We start from the raw sequence: 16,269 nt of genomic DNA on the forward strand, positions 1-16,269 counted from the left end.
TTTTATGCATAAGTAAACGTTTACTTAAATGCTATTAATGATTTAGAGTAAACGTTTACGTTAAGCCGTTTATAATTGGAGTGATAATAGTGCAATCACTATGTCCACCCCAATTCATACATTCCTTTTTAATCGCTATAGGCACGGACTGTATCACGTTCCGCAATATGATGGGGATAACGCTGGTTTATTTTTAAAGTTGGATTCAATAAAAGTTGAATGGAATCTTTACCCATCTTATATAAGGGCTGCGCTACCGTCGTAAGCGGGGGAATGGCCTTCTCGGCTGTAGCGGTATTATCGTATCCAATAATGGATATTTCTTCCGGTACACTGATGCCTTTTTTATATAATAGTGATAATGCACCTACAGCCATTTCATCGCTTGCACAAAATACAGCTCTTACTTTCGGGTAACTTTTCAATAAGTTCTTCATCCCCTCAATACCACTCTTGAAAGAAAAATCTCCAAACGTGATCATTTCCTTGGTCACTGTTATTCCAACGTTATTTAATGCATCTTTAAAGCCTTCAATACGTGGAGTTGTCGAAATGACATCGCTCTCCGTACCTGCAATCATTCCAATATCAGCATGGCCTTTTTTTACTAAATATGTAGTGGCATCGTAAGCAGCTTGATAATCATCTACTTTAATAAATGGAAGTGGATATTCTGATTCTGTGGCTACTAATACAACCGGTACTTTATTTGTTTCAATTGTTTTATAGTAATCTAGCGTAATAAATTCACTGACGATGATAATGCCATCCACTCGTTTTTCATACAATGCCTGCAAGTAGTTGATCGTTCGTTTACCATCATGATTCGTTTTACAGATCATTACACTGTAACCGAACTCATGTGCCTGTTCTTCGATTCCGGCTAAAACCTCACTTGCAAATAAATCGGATACATTGGGAACGAGTACTCCTATCGTTTTAGTTTTGCGATTAATTAAACCTCGAGCAACGGCATTAGGTTGATAACCAAGCTCTTCGATTACCTTTTTCACTCGCTGTTGTGTTTCATCCGAGTAGCCAGGCAAGTTATTTAGAATACGAGAAACAGTCGCAACGGATACATTTGCTTGTTTTGCTACATCTTTAATGGTAATCGACATGTTGCACCAACTTTCTACGTAAACGTTTTCTTAAAAAACAGTAACATATAAATAAAGCGGTTTCAATACAATTTATTTCAAAATTTGAATATTCTAACACAGATCGTTTGAATGGTTTCATAGGCAATCATTAAAAAAGACAAATATTATAAAAGCAGTGGAAAAGGGTGGGGAAGGGTCACCGGTGATAATTATAGCGGCCTCGAGATATGTAGAAATGCCCAAGATAGTAAATGCACCACATAAACGAAATCAAAAAAACAATCACTGAATATAAAAAAATATCTAGAACAGAAATTATCTAAGCATATAGGCGATTATTTCTACTTCTTTGGGAGAAAAACCAGGCTTTGGCGATGGAAGATGAACCAAACAAGGGAAACCTCAGCTCTGAATCAGGATAAATGAAGCGTCTTTTGGAAGCGGAAGTTCGCGGCTGAAAATAAGCTCGACTTCCGTTAGACCCCGGGTTCGTTCAGAAGGAAGAGGCTCCGTTTATTAGGACTGATTCATCAATCAACAGAGTAACTTTTTTGTTATTACTGTCTATCCATAGCGGATTAACCATACTTAATTTTGCAGTAACGGAGTATTTTGTGAAGAAATAAAATTCGAAAATATCTGAAAAATCATTGAAAACGTTTTACGCATGTGCTAGGGTGTTTTTAGAAAACGTTTACGCAGAAGGTGGGTGAAAATTACAAGTAAAGATGCAGCAAAGAAAGCCGTTGTAACTGTTTCTGGCATTCGGAAAGAAAAGCAGTGCTTAGAAAAGTTTGGAAGAGACTAGATTATTACGCTATTGCTGTCAATGTAGCGAATTGATGTTGAGAAAGATTACAACAGGAGATCTCTTTTCGCCAATCCCCCTGGGTAATCGATTTCCGGATTCGCTAAATGATGTTGATTCAACAGTAACCACCAGTTCTCAAAGCCGCATTCTGTTCAAGTGATGAAAGGGCTGTCTACTCACGAACATTGATTTTGCCATCATTTCCTATGAGGCAGAACCCACTTTCAGCAACGTAAACGTTTACGTTGCTTTGACGATTTAGTTCTGTGTAGGCCGAATCTACCGCATATAAAGTTGGAGATTTACAGAAAATAAGACCAATACTTGAAATTAAAATGAGAAGGAGTTTTTAAGATGGTAAAAGTAACTGTTTGGAATGAAAATCGACATGAACAAAAAAATCCAGTTGTAAGGGAAGTCTACCCTGAAGGTATTCATGGTGTAATTGCTGCCTTTTTGCAAGAAGCAGGATTCCATACAAAAACAGCTACATTGGATGAGCCCGAACATGGTTTAACAGATGCTGTTTTAGAAGAAACAGATGTGCTGATTTGGTGGGGACATTTAGCTCACGATGAAGTAGATGACGTAGTCGTTGAAAAGGTCAAACAGTGTGTATTGGATGGGATGGGCTTAATCGTATTGCATTCTGGTCATTTTTCCAAAATATTCAAAGCGTTAATGGGGACGAGCTGTGATTTGAAATGGCGTGAAGCGGATGAGAAAGAGCGTCTGTGGGTTGTAGCGCCAAGCCATCCAATTGTAGAAGGAATTGGAGAGTTTATCGAATTAGAAAAAGAAGAAATGTACGGGGAACATTTTGACATCCCGGCTCCAGACGAATTAGTCTTTACGAGTTGGTTCGAAGGCGGGGAAGTTTTCCGCAGTGGCTGCACATATACACGAGGCAATGGAAAAGTCTTTTATTTTAGGCCAGGCCATGAAACGTATCCAACCTATCACAATAAAGATATTCAACGTGTCATTATGAATGGCGTGAAATGGGCACACCCAGTTGACAGAAAACGTCCTATATACGGAAATGCTGAACCACTGGAACGAATTGCAGTGAAAAATTAAGGCTATTAAAGGGGAAACTGATTATGAAAACAGTAAAAGTAGGAATCATCGGTTGTGGAAGTATCGCTCAACACCGCCATTTACCGGAATATAAAATGAACAAAGAAGTCGAGATCGTAGCGGTTTGTGATATAAATGAACAGCGCGCCCTTGAAGTTTCCAAGCAATATGGTGCAAAAGCGTATAAAAATCATGAAGAATTACTCGCAAGCGGCACGGTGGACGCAGTGAGTGTTTGCACGCCAAACTATTTGCATGCACCCATATCCATATTAGCGTTAAAAAAAGGCGTTCATGTATTGTGTGAAAAACCAATGGCTACATCAAAGGAAGAAGCTCAGGCCATGATTCAAGCAGCAAAAGATAGTGGCAAAAAACTTATGATCGGTCATAATCAACGCTTCGTTTCATCACATCAAAAAGCACGGGAACTAATCGAATGTGGTGAAATGGGAAGAATCTACAGCTTCCGGACCGCATTTGGTCATGGGGGGCCTGAGCAATGGAGTGTTGACGGTAAAGAGAGCTGGTTCTTTAAAAAGAATGAAGCGTTTATTGGAGCCATGGGAGATTTGGGTGTGCATAAAACAGATTTACTTCGTTACATTCTTGGTGAAGAAATCGTTGAAGTAGGTGCATTTGTACAAACGAGTGCCAAAGATTTTGCCAATGTCGATGACAATGCGGTTTGTGTATTGAAAACGGAAAGTGGAATTATTGGAACGCTCGCAGCTAGTTGGGCGTACGTTGGACAAGAAGATAACTCCACGATTATTTACGGTGAGAAAGGAATTCTTCGTATAGAAGATCATCCAACGTATTCCTTAATCGTTCAATACGCAACAGGGGAAGTTGCCAATTATGAGCTGGGCAAAATTCAATCAAACGATGAGGGCGGCCAAGATAACTCACATGTGATTGAGCAATTTGTAGATGCCATCGTAGAAGATAAAGAGCCAGCCGTTTCAGGTGAGGAAGGGGCAAAATCCCTATCTGTTATTCTAGCCGCTTTAGAATCTCATGAAACCAAACAAATGGTAAGTACCTTTTTAGCGATAAAAGAGGCAGCAGTTTAATATTGTCGGGGTCCTTGGTTCTCCTGCGATGAACTTCTTTACTGGTAGCTTAAAAAAGGCTATCTATCAAATGGGTCGAGCGTCTATCAAGGTGCCGGAAGGAAAATGAAAGTTGTACGTGAGCAAGTATATTTAGGTAAAAAACTGATTGTAGGCGTTCGTCCAGAAGATTTTCATGATGAGCCAGTTTTCATTGAAGCCTCACCAAATACTATCGTAATAAAGGTATTCGTTTTTCGCTTACTATCGAAACCATTAAAAAGAAAGCAGTCTCTAATAATACTTGTATGGACTTTGAGATATATTGCTTTATAAATAAATTGTGAAGGATAAGGATTGTTTGTTCCAATCTGCCGGAAAAAGCAGTTGTGGAGGTGCCTTGCCGCGAATCGAAATGGCATTACACCAGCGTATATGGGTGAACTTCCAGAACAGCTTGCGCCGCTGAATCGTTCAAATACATATCTATTGACCATTGAAGAGGCCATGATGACAAAAATGGCCAAATATTATATCAGGCAGCGATGCGCTGGATCCGCATATAGCGGCAGAACTTTCAATGATGATATCATCAGCAAGTGTGACGACTAAATTGAAGAAAATGGCAAGATGCGCCAAAAATATAAAACGAATCAAGAAGCCATCAGACAGTACTACTGTCTGATGGTCGATGATAGTCATTCAATACTTTAAGCGAAAATGAGGGACTCCTATGGCCACAACAAAACGTCTGCATAGTCGTAAGTCTTGTTCCTGATGAAGCACCATCTGTCCTCATTTTATTATGTAGGCATTCGTAGATGCCAAAAGTCCATCTAATACAACACTAAGGATTTTTTGAAGGATAGGTTTGGATAAAAAATCCTTCCGTTTCCGACCATTCCCCATAGAGAATAGTCTCATTCGTTTTATAAATTTATTTCTGAAGCTTCTTCATAAGCCATTCTTTTGATTTTTTTACGGATTGAAGTTCTTCCTCTTTTATTTTGCCGTCCTCGATTACTAAGATAGAAGGAGGTTCATCTCCAGAATCCAGTCCAAGCATATCAGGTGTGACACTTCCTGTCTCCGTATGAAGCTTTACACTGATTCCCCCGCCTGGCTCAAGATATAAATCAGGCACTTCCCGAAGAAAGCATGGTACGTACCTGTTCAAGATCCAGATGATTATTTTTCATTTGTTTCATATCCCATTCGCCATTACGGATTATCAATGAAGGTTGCCCTTTGAGCAACTTTTTCATGCTATCTTTTTTCAGGGCGCAAACCTCTATAAAAACCCCCAAAGGCAAATGGCAAATCAATCATTGAATCACCTCATCTACTGTACTATTTCTCCCCTATTGACAAGATTTAAACCAAATAGTACTAGGATTAATTTTTCTATAATGGCACTTTTTATTATAGAGTAGAGATTTATGGACTGAAGGAAAATGGGTTGAACGAATGGATACGGGGTATCGAAGGAGAGAAATTTGGTTTTTATGGGATCGCAAAAAAATGTATCCATATAAAGACGCCAGCGTATTTCTTCACTTGCTTTCTTCTCTTTGCAGCGGAGGTATCATCCAAAAGGGCTATTGTAAGCAAATGAATGAATATAATTCTGTTTTTGTATCAAAATAATGAATGTCCAAAGGCTTTTCTGTTTTTGGTGAAGCAGTCTAATATTGGAATTGTTTGCACAGTTTTTTATTTGGGATAACCTGAGAGGGAATACTCGAGATCTGTTTTTGCTCCAGCTAGTCTTCATTTCTCATTCTTGTACAAACGCATCGCATGGAGGTGACATGATTATTGAAGTTTAACAAGAAAAAAATCAACGTTGTGGATATTCAAACAGCGAAGAAAAGTGTGTTTGCCACAGGTGTGGGAAACGCCATGGAGTGGTTTGATTTTGGCTTATATTCCTATTTGGCTGTTATCATTAGTGAAAACTTTTTTAGTGCTGTTGAGAATGATGAGCTAAAATTAGTGTTCACTTTTGCAACCTTTGCCATCGCTTTTTTAATGCGCCCCATTGGCGGTATTATATTCGGTAAAATCGGAGATAGATTAGGAAGAAAAGTCGTTTTAACAACCACGATCATTTTGATGGCTTTTTCAACTTTACTGATTGGTTTATTACCTACATATGATCAAATTGGTATTTGGGCGCCGATCCTTTTATTGATCGCCAGAATTATTCAAGGTTTTTCAACTGGCGGGGAATACGCTGGTGCAATGGTCTATATTGCAGAATCTTCTCCAGATAATAAACGTAATATGCTTGGTAGTGGTTTGGAAATTGGTACGCTGACAGGGTATATATTAGCTTCAATACTTGCCAGTGCACTCTTTATTGTTTTATCTGATCAACAGATGGCCTCATGGGGCTGGAGAATCCCATTCCTACTCGGCTTACCCTTAGGGCTGATTGGATTGTATTTAAGAAAAAGTTTAGAAGAATCACCGATTTTTGAAAATGAACTTTCTGGTGACGAAGTCCAAGAGGAGGGCTTCCTATCTATTCTAAAAAATCACAAGAAAGATATTATCGTATGCTTTGTAGCTGTTGCCTTCTTTAATATTACAAGCTATATGCTATTATCATACATGCCTTCTTATTTAGATACGATCATTGGATTATCGAGTACTGTAGGAACCGTATTAATTACAGTTATCATGGTAATCATGGTGCCGCTAACTTTAATGTTTGGAAAGCTCAGTGATAAAATAGGCAACAAGACGATTTTATTAATCGGTTTAGGCGGATTAACCTTATTATCTGCCATTTCTTTTTATTTGATAAACTTGAGTGCTTTAGTATTTATTTCGTTAGGGATCTTCATTTTAGGTGTACTGCTTTCAACCTATGAAGGCACGATACCCGGATCGTTACCAACGATGTTCTATACGGATATTCGATATCGGACATTGTCAGTGACCTTTAATGTCTCGGTTTCAATATTCGGCGGAACCACTCCATTGGTTTGCACATGGCTTGTTCACCAAACGGGAAATAACTTAGCACCTGGATTTTATCTGACAGTGGTGAGTGTTATCGGATTTTTAGTGATATTATTCTTGTTCGATAGTACTTCAGGAAAATCCCTAAAAGGGTCTTACCCAACAGTCGCATCTAAATCCGATTTTCAGGAAGCAGTTGAAAATCCAAAAGATTCACTATGGTGGCAAAATGAACACAGAGACAAATAAGTGTAATTAAATAACATCAGTCAGCCGAATGACTACCCGAAATATAGACACTCGAACAAGAGCGTCTGTATTTCGGGTTTTTGTTTTATGTTGGTAATCACGATCAATAAAGTCATGAGGAAACACGAAGGAGTTATGGATGGAAATGACCATTCAAACAAAGGTTCTTGCTTAATTTGGAAGCATCATCCGGCAAGTGGTTTGCTCATTCCCCAATTAATGATCTTAGACTGAAATGCGGAGCGATTTTTATCCAAAATATCGGAGGAAATAGAAAAGGGCATTTTCATATCAGTCTTGAATTTAATAAAGAAGTATGTCAAACAAAATTGGAGGTGAAATTTATGAAAGTACGCTTGAAATGTGTAACGAGAGAAAATTGGGAAGAGGCATTGGCACTGAAAGTGAAGGAACGGCAAAGGAACTTTGTACCGCCAGTAGCCGTATCACTTGCTAAAGTTTATATAAAACCAGATGGGGATAATATCGTTTATTTGCCTTTCGCCATCTATGACGGAAAGATGATGATCGGCTTTATCATGCATGCTTACGATGAAAATACGGCGAATATGTATTGGATAAACGGATTCATGATTGATGAGAGTCATCAAGGTAAAGGGTATGGCAGGGCGGCACTGTCTGAGATGGTTCATTGGATAGCGAAAAGGTTTACTGGTTGTAAAGAAATTCGGCTCACGGTATTCAAAGAAAACGAAAATGCACGGGAATTATATAAACGTTTTGGCTTCCTTCCCACAGGAGATGTATATGGACAAGAAGATGTGTGGTTTCTGCCTCTAAAATAACGACGGTTCTCCTGAATGAATAAGGGGTGTTTTTAAGGATAGAAGGATGGACTTCTAAAAAATACATGTAAAAACCATCTCCTATCCTGACAAAATAGGAGATGCATCAAAATGAAGGAAGCCTGTCGGTTATATAACCATGATGATCTCGGAAATGGATGAAATCGATCGGTTTTATCCATGTTAACGCTAATAATTGATATGAATTGATTCAAAATACGCTCTTAACATAATTAATTGAATGAATGACAGATTTTAAGGGTAAATTTGTTTAAAATTATGGGGCCTTTTGTGGATTTCATGGCAGCTTGAAATTAGGGACGTACTTGTCCTTTTGTTACACGGATGGTTTTTTATTAAGAAACAAGAATGAGGTGGGGCAGATCCATTCTCTCGACTTACATAGCTAATCAATAATGACATGCTGAAATTCCGGCATTTTCTTATCTTTTCGAAAACTGTCTGCAGAGTTGCCAATCATTTTCTTGAAAACTTTACTAAAATAATTCGCATTATCATAGCCCGTTTCCGTTGCGATTTCCTGAATCGTCTTATTTGTGATTGATAAGAGTTCCATTGCTTTCTGTATCCGTATCTTCGTCAGAAATTGAATAGGGGTCGTTTTCATGTACTTTTGGAATTTATTCGTAAAATAGTATTTGGACAGTCCGGCATGCTTGGCGATGGATTCCAATGATAGCGGTTCCTGATAGCGTGTCGTCATGAACTGAATCGCCATCAGGATATCATCCGGTATCCCAGGTTGTGGGCTATCCAGTCCTTTCGCAAAACGGTATAGTCCCATGATAAATTCATAGGCAAATGCAGAAGAAGTAAAGGTATCCTCTATGCCTTCATTTAACGCAAATTGATAGATTTTCTGCAGCAAAAAAATTAACGGGGCATTGGCATCCACTGGGATGACCAAGTCAAATTGTTTGATCAGGTGGTCCCAGCATTCCTCGGCTTTATCTCCCTTCAGAGTAATGAAGATAAATTCCCACTCCGGACTTTTTTCAGGAAGATAATAACAATGTTCACTTGGTACTTTGACGATAAATGCTTCGCCAGGTTTAATTGCATACGTTTTTTCACCTACCCGGACTTCTCCATATCCTTTCAGTGTATATTGGAAAATACACGTTTTTAAATCATTTGGTCGCATACGGCCATCCCAGTAATAATCAGTCGACGTTCGTTTTTCCAAACCGATGGAGGTTATCAGAGCTGCCTCAGTTAAAGGCTCTTTTGAAATATGATAGACAAAGCTATGGTTATGGTCATTTGATCGAGATAGCAATATATTACCTCTTTTCCGATTTTATTTACCATTGCCTGGATATTGGAAGCGCTGTATTATTTATTTTAACAATATGTTAATTAAAATTTACTAAATTTTCAACACTAACTTTTAATGGAGGATGCCAAATGAAAAAGATTACATTCATCGGCGCGGGAAGTACCATTTTTACCAAAAACGTATTGGGTGACTGCATGTTGTCTCCGTCCCTCCAGGATTTTGAATTTGCTTTGTTCGATATTGACCCCGACCGTCTTTTAGAATCAGGAGTATTGCTCAACGCTTTGAAAAGAACAGTAAATGCCGGTGTTACGATCAAGACATACACAGATCGAAAAGAAGCATTGCATGGTGCAAAATATGTGATTAATGCCATTCAAGTCGGAGGATACAAGCCGAGTACAGTCATTGATTTTGACATTCCGAAAAAGTATGGCCTCCGTCAGACAATTGCCGACACAATTGGAATTGGGGGACTGTTCCGTGCGCTGCGTACGATTCCCGTCATGCTGGAGATTGCTAAGGATATCGAAGAAGTTTGCCCGGATGCTTGGCTCTTGAATTACACAAACCCGATGGCCACACTAACAGGAGCTATTTTACGGCATACAAATGTGAAAATGGTTGGCTTATGCCATAGCGTTCAAGTATGTACAAGCGATCTACTAAAAGATCTTGCTATTCCATACGAAAACATTGAAGAACGAATTGCCGGCATTAATCATATGGCATGGCTGCTTGAAATCAAATCCAATGGCAAGGATTTATATCCTGAAATTAAGAAACGGGCGAAAGAAAAGCAAAAATCAAAGCATCATGACATGGTCCGCTATGAGCTAATGGACAAATTCGGATACTATGTGACGGAATCTTCTGAACATAACTCGGAATATCATCCTTTTTTCATTAAAGACAAATATCCTGAATTAATTGAACGATTCAATATTCCCCTAGATGAATATCCACGTCGATGTGAAGAACAAATTGCCAATTGGTTAAGAACGAAAGAAGAGCTGATGAATGACGAAAATGTAACGCATGAGCGCTCCAAAGAGTATGGATCGCGCATTATCGAAGCGATGGAAACGAACGAACCATTCGTATTTGGCGGCAACGTGTTAAATACCGGCGGCCTCATTTCCAATTTGCCGGAAAAAGCAGTTGTAGAGGTGCCTTGTATTGCGAATCGAAATGGCATTACACCAGCCTATATGGGTGAACTTCCGGAACAGCTTGCAGCGTTGAACCGCTCAAATATCAATACACAGCTATTGACCATTGAAGCAGCTATGACAAAATCATCCGAAAAAATTTATCAGGCCGCTATGCTTGATCCTCATACGGCGGCTGAGCTTTCCATGGATGATATTATCAGCTTGTGTGACGACTTAATTGAAGCGCATGGCGAGATGCTCCCGGAATATAAAATGGATAAAAAAGCTATCAAACAGTAAAACTTTCTGAAGTTAAATACCAGAACATTCTGATTATATAATCGTGAGCGATATCTTTCCATGCTACACTCATTTTGTTCAGTAAAATTTACTAAAAATTGAGGGAAGTCAAATGGCAACAATTAAAGATATTGCCAAACAAACGAATTTATCCGCTTCTACCGTGTCGCGAGTCTTAAATCATGATGAAACACTTTCTGCTTCACCAGAAACGAAACAAAGAGTTTTCCAGATGGCCAGAGAATTAAATTATCGGACGGTCAAAAGCAGGCGCATGCAAAATCTGGTCCATCAAAAAGAAGCAGGTAAAACAGGAGATACAAAAATTGGAATGGTACTGATTCAGTCACAAAAGGAAGAAGCAAAAGATCCATACTGGCAGTCCATTCGGGAAGGCATTGAAAAAGAAAGTGCCGACAGGGGAATCACTTCGTTAAAGTTAATACGGCTTCAGCATATGGTCAAAGCAAAAGATGATCTTTCAGAACTGGACGGATTAGTTGTGGTTGGACGGATAGACACACAGATTCTTGAATCAATTTACGAATATAACCGCAATATTGTTCTTATTAACCAAGACGCGCATAAAGATCAATTCGATTCAATCATCTTTGATTACGAAAAAGCAGCCAGCCTGGCGATGGATCATCTGGGTGATTGTGGGTACAAGCGAATTGGCTATATTGGAGGGACAGAACGAATATCCGTCGAAGAAGCACAGGCATTGAAGAAGAAGGTTTATATACCTGACGCGCGCAAAACCGTTTATGAAAGCAAAATGAAGGAGCGAAATGCCTATGATCGGGATTTACTGTTTGTAAAAGAATATTCCATTCACTCCGGCTACGATTTAATGAAAGGTGCGGTTGGAAAGGGCAGCTTGCCAGAAGCATTTTTTATCGCGAGTGACTCAATGGCAATTGGTGCCATAAGAGCGCTTCAGGAGGCAAATATCCGTGTTCCGGATGATGTAGCAATCGTCAGTTTTAACGATATCGAAATGGCCCAATTTACAACACCGCCGCTGACAACCGTGAAAATCCCCACGGAAGAAATGGGCCGGTTTGGCGTCAAAATGATGCTTGATAGGTTAGAAGGCCGGGAAATGCCTGTAAAGATTATCGTTCCAACCTCTTTAATTGTCCGGGAGAGCTGCGGTGTAAAAATGAAGAAGCTGGCAGAAAATCATCCACTAAAAGATATTCATTTGGAGGGAAATCCATGAAAAAACGAATGGTATTATCCGTACTTTCTATATCAGCATTGATTGCACTGACAGCCTGTGGAAATAACAGCGTGGATAGCGGAGGAGAAAGTGGCGGTCAAGTTAAATTGACACTTATGTCCACGGCAACGGTAAAAGCGGACATGGATACGTTTAAAGAAATCGTAGCGGATTTCGAGAAAGAAAACCCAAATATTGATATTGAAGATACATACCCAGGGGACGGTTACGAAGACCTTGCACGCGTTAAAATGGCAGCGGATGACATGCCTGACCTATTCGACACGCACGGGTGGGCAAAAAGTCGGTATGGGGAGTACACTGAAGATTTAGGTGATATGGAATGGGCAGCAAACTTGGATCCGGCGATGAAGCCTATTTTGACGGACGATGAAGGAAAACTTCACGCCTTTCCAATTAACCAGGCTCTGGACGGATTGTCTTACAATAAAACCTTGCTAGATGAATATGGCATTGAAGCACCGTCTACATTCGATGAATTCATGGAGGCACTTGAAGCCGTTAAAGAAAAAAGTAATGGAAAAGTCGTTCCATTTTGGTTGGGAGGGTCTGATAAAAGCCAATTTGGCCAATATTTTGATCAATTTTCAACACCGCTCCTTATCACCGATAAAGAAGACAGCTATAAAAAAGAGCTTTTGGACGGGTCCTTTGATTGGTCCAACTACACGTATCTTCCTGAAAAGCTGAAAGAAATGAATGATAAGGGATTGTTGAATAAAGACGTGCTGACAGCCCAATTAACACAGGGTCCAGAATTGATGGCACAAAATAAAATTGCGTTTACGATGCTGAACGGTTCTATTGGCCGTGAAGTAACGAAGCTGAATCCGGAATTGAAAGTTGGCACCATGCCGGTTCCCGCTATTCATCCCGGCGATTCACCTAGCTGGATCGGGGGAGAACGACTGACGCTTGCCGTATCGAAAAAATCGGAACATCTTGAAGAAGCAAAGCAATTTATCGAGTATATTGCCCAGCCGGAAGTAGCGAAAAAATTCGCGGAAGGAACGTCTCTTCCATCAGCGTTGACAAATGTAGAAGCAGACAATTACTTTGCGGAATTTTATAAACAATATGAAGGAACACAGATTCAGCCTTATTTTGATCGCATGTATTTGCCAAGCGGTATGTGGGATCCGATGGGCTCAACGGGACAAGAACTAATTGCTGGGACGATGGAGCCCGAACAGGTTTCTGAAAAAATGGCACAGGAATACACACGGTTAAGAGGTAAATAGCAGCATTTGGAAAAGGAGCGGACACCAGCTCCTTTTCTCCAATAGCTTAGAAAAAGGAGCTGTATAAAATGGCTGTAGTGCTGACGAAGGCAGCTGAAAAAACGAAAACGACGAGTCGAAAAATGAAAAAAACCCGGCGGGAATCTTCACTGTGGTGGATGTATCTGCCTAGTGCCCTGATTGTGTGTTTGTTTATTATCTATCCATTCTTGGACGGCATCAGGATCTCATTTACAAACTGGAACGGATTCTCACAGACGTATGACTATGTTGGGCTTGATCAATATAAGCGGATGTTTGCCGACCCTGATACATGGCTAGTGGTGAAAAATACATTGCTTTTTGGCATTGGCAGCACGATTTTACAAAACATCGTTGGACTAGGATACGCTCTATTGCTCAATCACAATTTAAAAGTGCGATCCTTTACGAGAACGATCATTTATTTGCCTGTTATTATCAGCCCACTTATTATGGGGTACATCTGGTATTTCTTCTTTGCATTCCAGGGCGGTGCGTTAAACGATATTATGATGTTTTTTGGCAAAGAGCCAATAAACGCACTCGGCAATCCAGCGGTCAATCCTTACATAATTGTATTCGTTAACACATTCCAGTTTGTTGGTATTGCGATGATTATTTATCTTGCTGGTTTGCAAAGCATTTCAAAAGATTACTTTGAAGCAGCGGATATTGATGGGGCGACTGGCTGGCAAAAGTTTAAAAACATTACCATTCCTCTATTAATGCCTTCAATCACGATTAATATCGTACTGAACATTATCGGCGGATTAAAACTGTTTGATGTAATCGTTGCATTGACGAACGGCGGTCCGGGAAATGCATCTCAGTCGATGTCGACATTTATGTATAACTTGTATTTTTCAAGACAGGATGCGGGTTACGCCGCAACGCAAGGGATATTAATGGCGCTGATTATTTTAGTCATCAGTATGGCTGCGCTTTTCTACTTTAAACGAAAAGAGGTTGAAGCTTAATGGGGCAACTTTCATCACGGACGAAATGGTTGCTGACCGCACTGGCGCTGTTAATCACTGCGTTTCACCTGATCCCATTTTATATTTTGATTACGACGTCCTTAAAAAAGACGGGCGATTTTACATCCAAATGGTCTTTTCCCGATTACTTTGACACAGAAAACTTCGCGCTCGCGTGGGAACATGCTAATCTGGGGAATGCATTTGTAAACACGGCAATCATTACAATCCTCTCTGCCGTGCTTCTCATCTTTTTCGGCTCCATGTCAGCATATGCACTGGCAAGAAGAACTACAAAGCTAAACAAATACATGTATTTTCTATTTGTCGGGGTTATGGTTATCCCCCCACTGACAGCACTTGTTCCATTGTACCGACTTGTTGTCGATATCGGGCTCATGAATACGCATTTGGTTGCGATTTTAAACAACGTCGCCGCCTTTATGCCATTGACGATTTTCTTATATGCAGGTTTTATCCGCTCAACCATTCCCAAAGAATTAGAAGAAGCCGCAAAACTAGACGGCGCCAGCACGCTAGGTGTATTTTTCAAAGTGGTATTTCCACTTTTGAAACCGATTACAGCAACAGTGTTGATCATTTCATCCGTATACATTTGGAACGACTACCAATTTGCGATTTTCTTCCTTCAAGATTCAAGTGTGCAGACATTGACCGTTGCACTTGCAGGCTTCTTTGGACAGAATGCCAGCCAGCTCAACCTCGTTGCTGCCGCCGCTTTAATGGCGTCGCTTCCTATGGTGATCGTATTCCTATTTCTGCAGAGGTTCTTCGTCGAAGGACTTGCGGCTGGAAGTGTAAAGGGATGATCGTTCAGGTCCGGTTTTATAACGGGCCTTTTTTTGTTGAACACCCCCACCTCGAAAACCTACTGTTTCCTTGGATTATCAAATCAGGTTTTTTAATTGAACTAGATGTGCGTCTTTACGAGCGCAAGCACTGTATCCAATGATTTTCCGATTATAAAGGTCGACAAATACATAGGGTATTTATGCTATAATTCCCAATATAAAAGATTGGAGAGAGAAACAATGAACTGGGTAGACTTCATGGCACTTTCTGGTATACTATTTTATTTAATTCCAATAGCATTTATTGCTTGGTTTTTAATCAGCTTTATCAAAACTCAAAAGGAAAGAAACACTTTACTAAGAGACATTTCGTTAAAGTTAGATAATTATAAAATGGCCAAAAAGGAACAGTGATAAAAATACTCTTTCTTTTTCATTGTTCATTTTATTATTTCTGACAAAGTTGCTTGCCGTTTGGATATTGGTTTATTTAACTAGCGTGAATATACTAAGTATTAAACGCTGCTCCCTTTTATTATAGATGAATCCCTGAAGTAATAATTCCGTATTGTTGAAATGGAAACAAAAACTCCATATAATATGGGTAATGCACCATCGGGCGGGAGGACAGGCCATGAACAAAGAGGAACAGTTCATAATCGGTTTCAGGGAATTATATAACAAGATGGTTTGGCTTAATAAAGATAAGATGGAAGAGGGCCTCAAGGGTTATAAGCCTTCAGAAGTACATTGCATCGAATATATTGAAAAGAATATAGATTCCAACGTGACAAAACTTGCGGAGTCCTTTTATATGACTCGCGGTGCCATAAGTAGGTTGACTAAGAAGCTCATAAAAAAAGGCCTTATCGAAAGCTACCAGAAGTCGGATAACAAGAAAGAAATTTATTTTAGGCTTACTGAGCAAGGGAAGGAAGTTTATAAAATCCATGAGGAGCTGCACAAAGAATTTCAAGAGCGGGATAAAGGTGTATTTGAACAGGTAACCGAGGAACAATTTGACAGTATGCTAAGCTTCTTGGAAAAGTATAACAGCCATTTGGATGCAGAAATAAAAAAACAGGATCTTGGTATTAAGTCTTGATAAATTTGAACAAGGGAATGAAATCAAAGGCAGCCCAAC

At 39.7% G+C, this 16,269-nt stretch carries 16 protein-coding genes and 1 pseudogene; 13 read left to right on the forward strand and 4 right to left on the reverse strand.

Going from position 1 to position 16,269, the window contains the following annotated elements:
• Positions 1-128: 128 nt before the first annotated feature.
• A complete protein-coding gene (locus MHI53_RS10390; RefSeq protein WP_340373408.1) occupies positions 129-1,121 on the reverse strand; it encodes a LacI family DNA-binding transcriptional regulator in 993 nt (330 codons plus the stop codon).
• Positions 1,122-2,268: 1,147 nt separating this feature from the next.
• Here MHI53_RS10390 and MHI53_RS10395 point away from each other — a divergent pair.
• The 4 genes and pseudogenes from MHI53_RS10395 (at position 2,269) to MHI53_RS10410 (ending at position 4,661) form a co-directional block, all read left to right on the forward strand.
• On the forward strand, positions 2,269-2,994 hold the full coding sequence (locus MHI53_RS10395) for a ThuA domain-containing protein (protein ID WP_340373409.1): 726 nt from the start codon (positions 2,269-2,271) through the stop codon (positions 2,992-2,994).
• Positions 2,995-3,017: 23 nt separating this feature from the next.
• Positions 3,018-4,070: a Gfo/Idh/MocA family oxidoreductase gene (locus tag MHI53_RS10400; RefSeq protein ID WP_340373410.1), complete on the forward strand. Its 1,053-nt coding sequence runs from the start codon at positions 3,018-3,020 to the stop codon at positions 4,068-4,070.
• Between the two features lies 1 nt (position 4,071).
• Positions 4,072-4,283 (forward strand): annotated as a pseudogene (locus MHI53_RS10405) (sugar ABC transporter ATP-binding protein); the annotation flags it as partial.
• Between the two features lie 123 nt (positions 4,284-4,406).
• Positions 4,407-4,661, forward strand: coding sequence for a hypothetical protein (locus tag MHI53_RS10410; protein ID WP_340373411.1), 255 nt, complete (start codon positions 4,407-4,409; stop codon positions 4,659-4,661).
• A gap of 325 nt (positions 4,662-4,986) precedes the next feature.
• On the opposite strand, the gene MHI53_RS10415 is transcribed toward MHI53_RS10410, so the two are convergent.
• Entirely contained in the window at positions 4,987-5,193 is a 207-nt protein-coding gene (locus tag MHI53_RS10415) for a YetF domain-containing protein (RefSeq protein ID WP_340373412.1), read from the reverse strand.
• Positions 5,186-5,374, reverse strand: a complete 189-nt coding sequence (locus MHI53_RS10420) for a YetF domain-containing protein (RefSeq protein ID WP_340373413.1) — start codon at positions 5,372-5,374, stop codon at positions 5,186-5,188. The genes MHI53_RS10415 and MHI53_RS10420 overlap by 8 nt, the downstream gene beginning before the upstream one ends.
• Before the next feature lie 493 nt (positions 5,375-5,867).
• Here MHI53_RS10420 and MHI53_RS10425 point away from each other — a divergent pair, with 493 nt between their 5' ends.
• Complete coding sequence (locus MHI53_RS10425; RefSeq protein WP_340373414.1) at positions 5,868-7,268, forward strand: MFS transporter; 1,401 nt, start codon at positions 5,868-5,870, stop codon at positions 7,266-7,268.
• Positions 7,269-7,612: 344 nt separating this feature from the next.
• Entirely contained in the window at positions 7,613-8,074 is a 462-nt protein-coding gene (locus MHI53_RS10430; protein ID WP_340373415.1) for a GNAT family N-acetyltransferase, read from the forward strand.
• Positions 8,075-8,480: 406 nt separating this feature from the next.
• On the opposite strand, the gene MHI53_RS10435 is transcribed toward MHI53_RS10430, so the two are convergent.
• Positions 8,481-9,374 carry an AraC family transcriptional regulator gene (locus MHI53_RS10435; RefSeq protein WP_340373416.1) on the reverse strand — a complete coding sequence of 298 codons (894 nt, stop codon included), beginning with the start codon at positions 9,372-9,374 and terminating at the stop codon, positions 8,481-8,483.
• A gap of 128 nt (positions 9,375-9,502) precedes the next feature.
• Here MHI53_RS10435 and MHI53_RS10440 point away from each other — a divergent pair, with 128 nt between their 5' ends.
• The 7 genes from MHI53_RS10440 (at position 9,503) to MHI53_RS10470 (ending at position 16,230) form a co-directional block, all read left to right on the forward strand.
• Positions 9,503-10,828 carry an alpha-glucosidase/alpha-galactosidase gene (locus tag MHI53_RS10440; RefSeq protein ID WP_340373417.1) on the forward strand — a complete coding sequence of 442 codons (1,326 nt, stop codon included), beginning with the start codon at positions 9,503-9,505 and terminating at the stop codon, positions 10,826-10,828.
• 112 nt (positions 10,829-10,940) lie between these two features.
• Complete coding sequence (locus MHI53_RS10445) at positions 10,941-12,053, forward strand: LacI family DNA-binding transcriptional regulator (RefSeq protein WP_340373418.1); 1,113 nt, start codon at positions 10,941-10,943, stop codon at positions 12,051-12,053.
• A complete protein-coding gene (locus tag MHI53_RS10450; RefSeq protein WP_340373419.1) occupies positions 12,050-13,315 on the forward strand; it encodes an extracellular solute-binding protein in 1,266 nt (421 codons plus the stop codon). The genes MHI53_RS10445 and MHI53_RS10450 overlap by 4 nt, the downstream gene beginning before the upstream one ends.
• A 122-nt stretch (positions 13,316-13,437) precedes the next feature.
• Positions 13,438-14,313 carry a sugar ABC transporter permease gene (locus MHI53_RS10455; protein ID WP_260320168.1) on the forward strand — a complete coding sequence of 292 codons (876 nt, stop codon included), beginning with the start codon at positions 13,438-13,440 and terminating at the stop codon, positions 14,311-14,313.
• Positions 14,313-15,143 (forward strand): carbohydrate ABC transporter permease, encoded by an 831-nt coding sequence (locus MHI53_RS10460; protein ID WP_061141629.1) that lies wholly within the window; start codon positions 14,313-14,315, stop codon positions 15,141-15,143. Before MHI53_RS10455 ends, MHI53_RS10460 begins: the two co-directional genes overlap by 1 nt.
• A 222-nt stretch (positions 15,144-15,365) precedes the next feature.
• A complete protein-coding gene (locus MHI53_RS10465) occupies positions 15,366-15,539 on the forward strand; it encodes a hypothetical protein (protein WP_340373420.1) in 174 nt (57 codons plus the stop codon).
• 220 nt (positions 15,540-15,759) lie between these two features.
• Entirely contained in the window at positions 15,760-16,230 is a 471-nt protein-coding gene (locus MHI53_RS10470) for a MarR family transcriptional regulator (protein WP_061141628.1), read from the forward strand.
• The last annotated feature ends 39 nt before the right edge of the window (positions 16,231-16,269 follow it).

Source organism: Peribacillus sp. FSL E2-0218, from assembly GCF_037992945.1.
GTDB classification, from domain to species: domain Bacteria; phylum Bacillota; class Bacilli; order Bacillales; family DSM-1321; genus Peribacillus; species Peribacillus simplex_B.

Coding starts and splice junctions, on each gene's coding strand:
- MHI53_RS10390 (WP_340373408.1), bottom strand. CDS start 1,121: ATGTCGATTACCATTAAAGATGTAGCAAAACAAGCAAATGTATCCGTT.
- MHI53_RS10395 (WP_340373409.1), top strand. CDS start 2,269: ATGGTAAAAGTAACTGTTTGGAATGAAAATCGACATGAACAAAAAAAT.
- MHI53_RS10400 (WP_340373410.1), top strand. CDS start 3,018: ATGAAAACAGTAAAAGTAGGAATCATCGGTTGTGGAAGTATCGCTCAA.
- MHI53_RS10430 (WP_340373415.1), top strand. CDS start 7,613: ATGAAAGTACGCTTGAAATGTGTAACGAGAGAAAATTGGGAAGAGGCA.
- MHI53_RS10440 (WP_340373417.1), top strand. CDS start 9,503: ATGAAAAAGATTACATTCATCGGCGCGGGAAGTACCATTTTTACCAAA.
- MHI53_RS10445 (WP_340373418.1), top strand. CDS start 10,941: ATGGCAACAATTAAAGATATTGCCAAACAAACGAATTTATCCGCTTCT.
- MHI53_RS10450 (WP_340373419.1), top strand. CDS start 12,050: ATGAAAAAACGAATGGTATTATCCGTACTTTCTATATCAGCATTGATT.
- MHI53_RS10455 (WP_260320168.1), top strand. CDS start 13,438: ATGAAAAAAACCCGGCGGGAATCTTCACTGTGGTGGATGTATCTGCCT.
- MHI53_RS10460 (WP_061141629.1), top strand. CDS start 14,313: ATGGGGCAACTTTCATCACGGACGAAATGGTTGCTGACCGCACTGGCG.
- MHI53_RS10465 (WP_340373420.1), top strand. CDS start 15,366: ATGAACTGGGTAGACTTCATGGCACTTTCTGGTATACTATTTTATTTA.
- MHI53_RS10470 (WP_061141628.1), top strand. CDS start 15,760: ATGAACAAAGAGGAACAGTTCATAATCGGTTTCAGGGAATTATATAAC.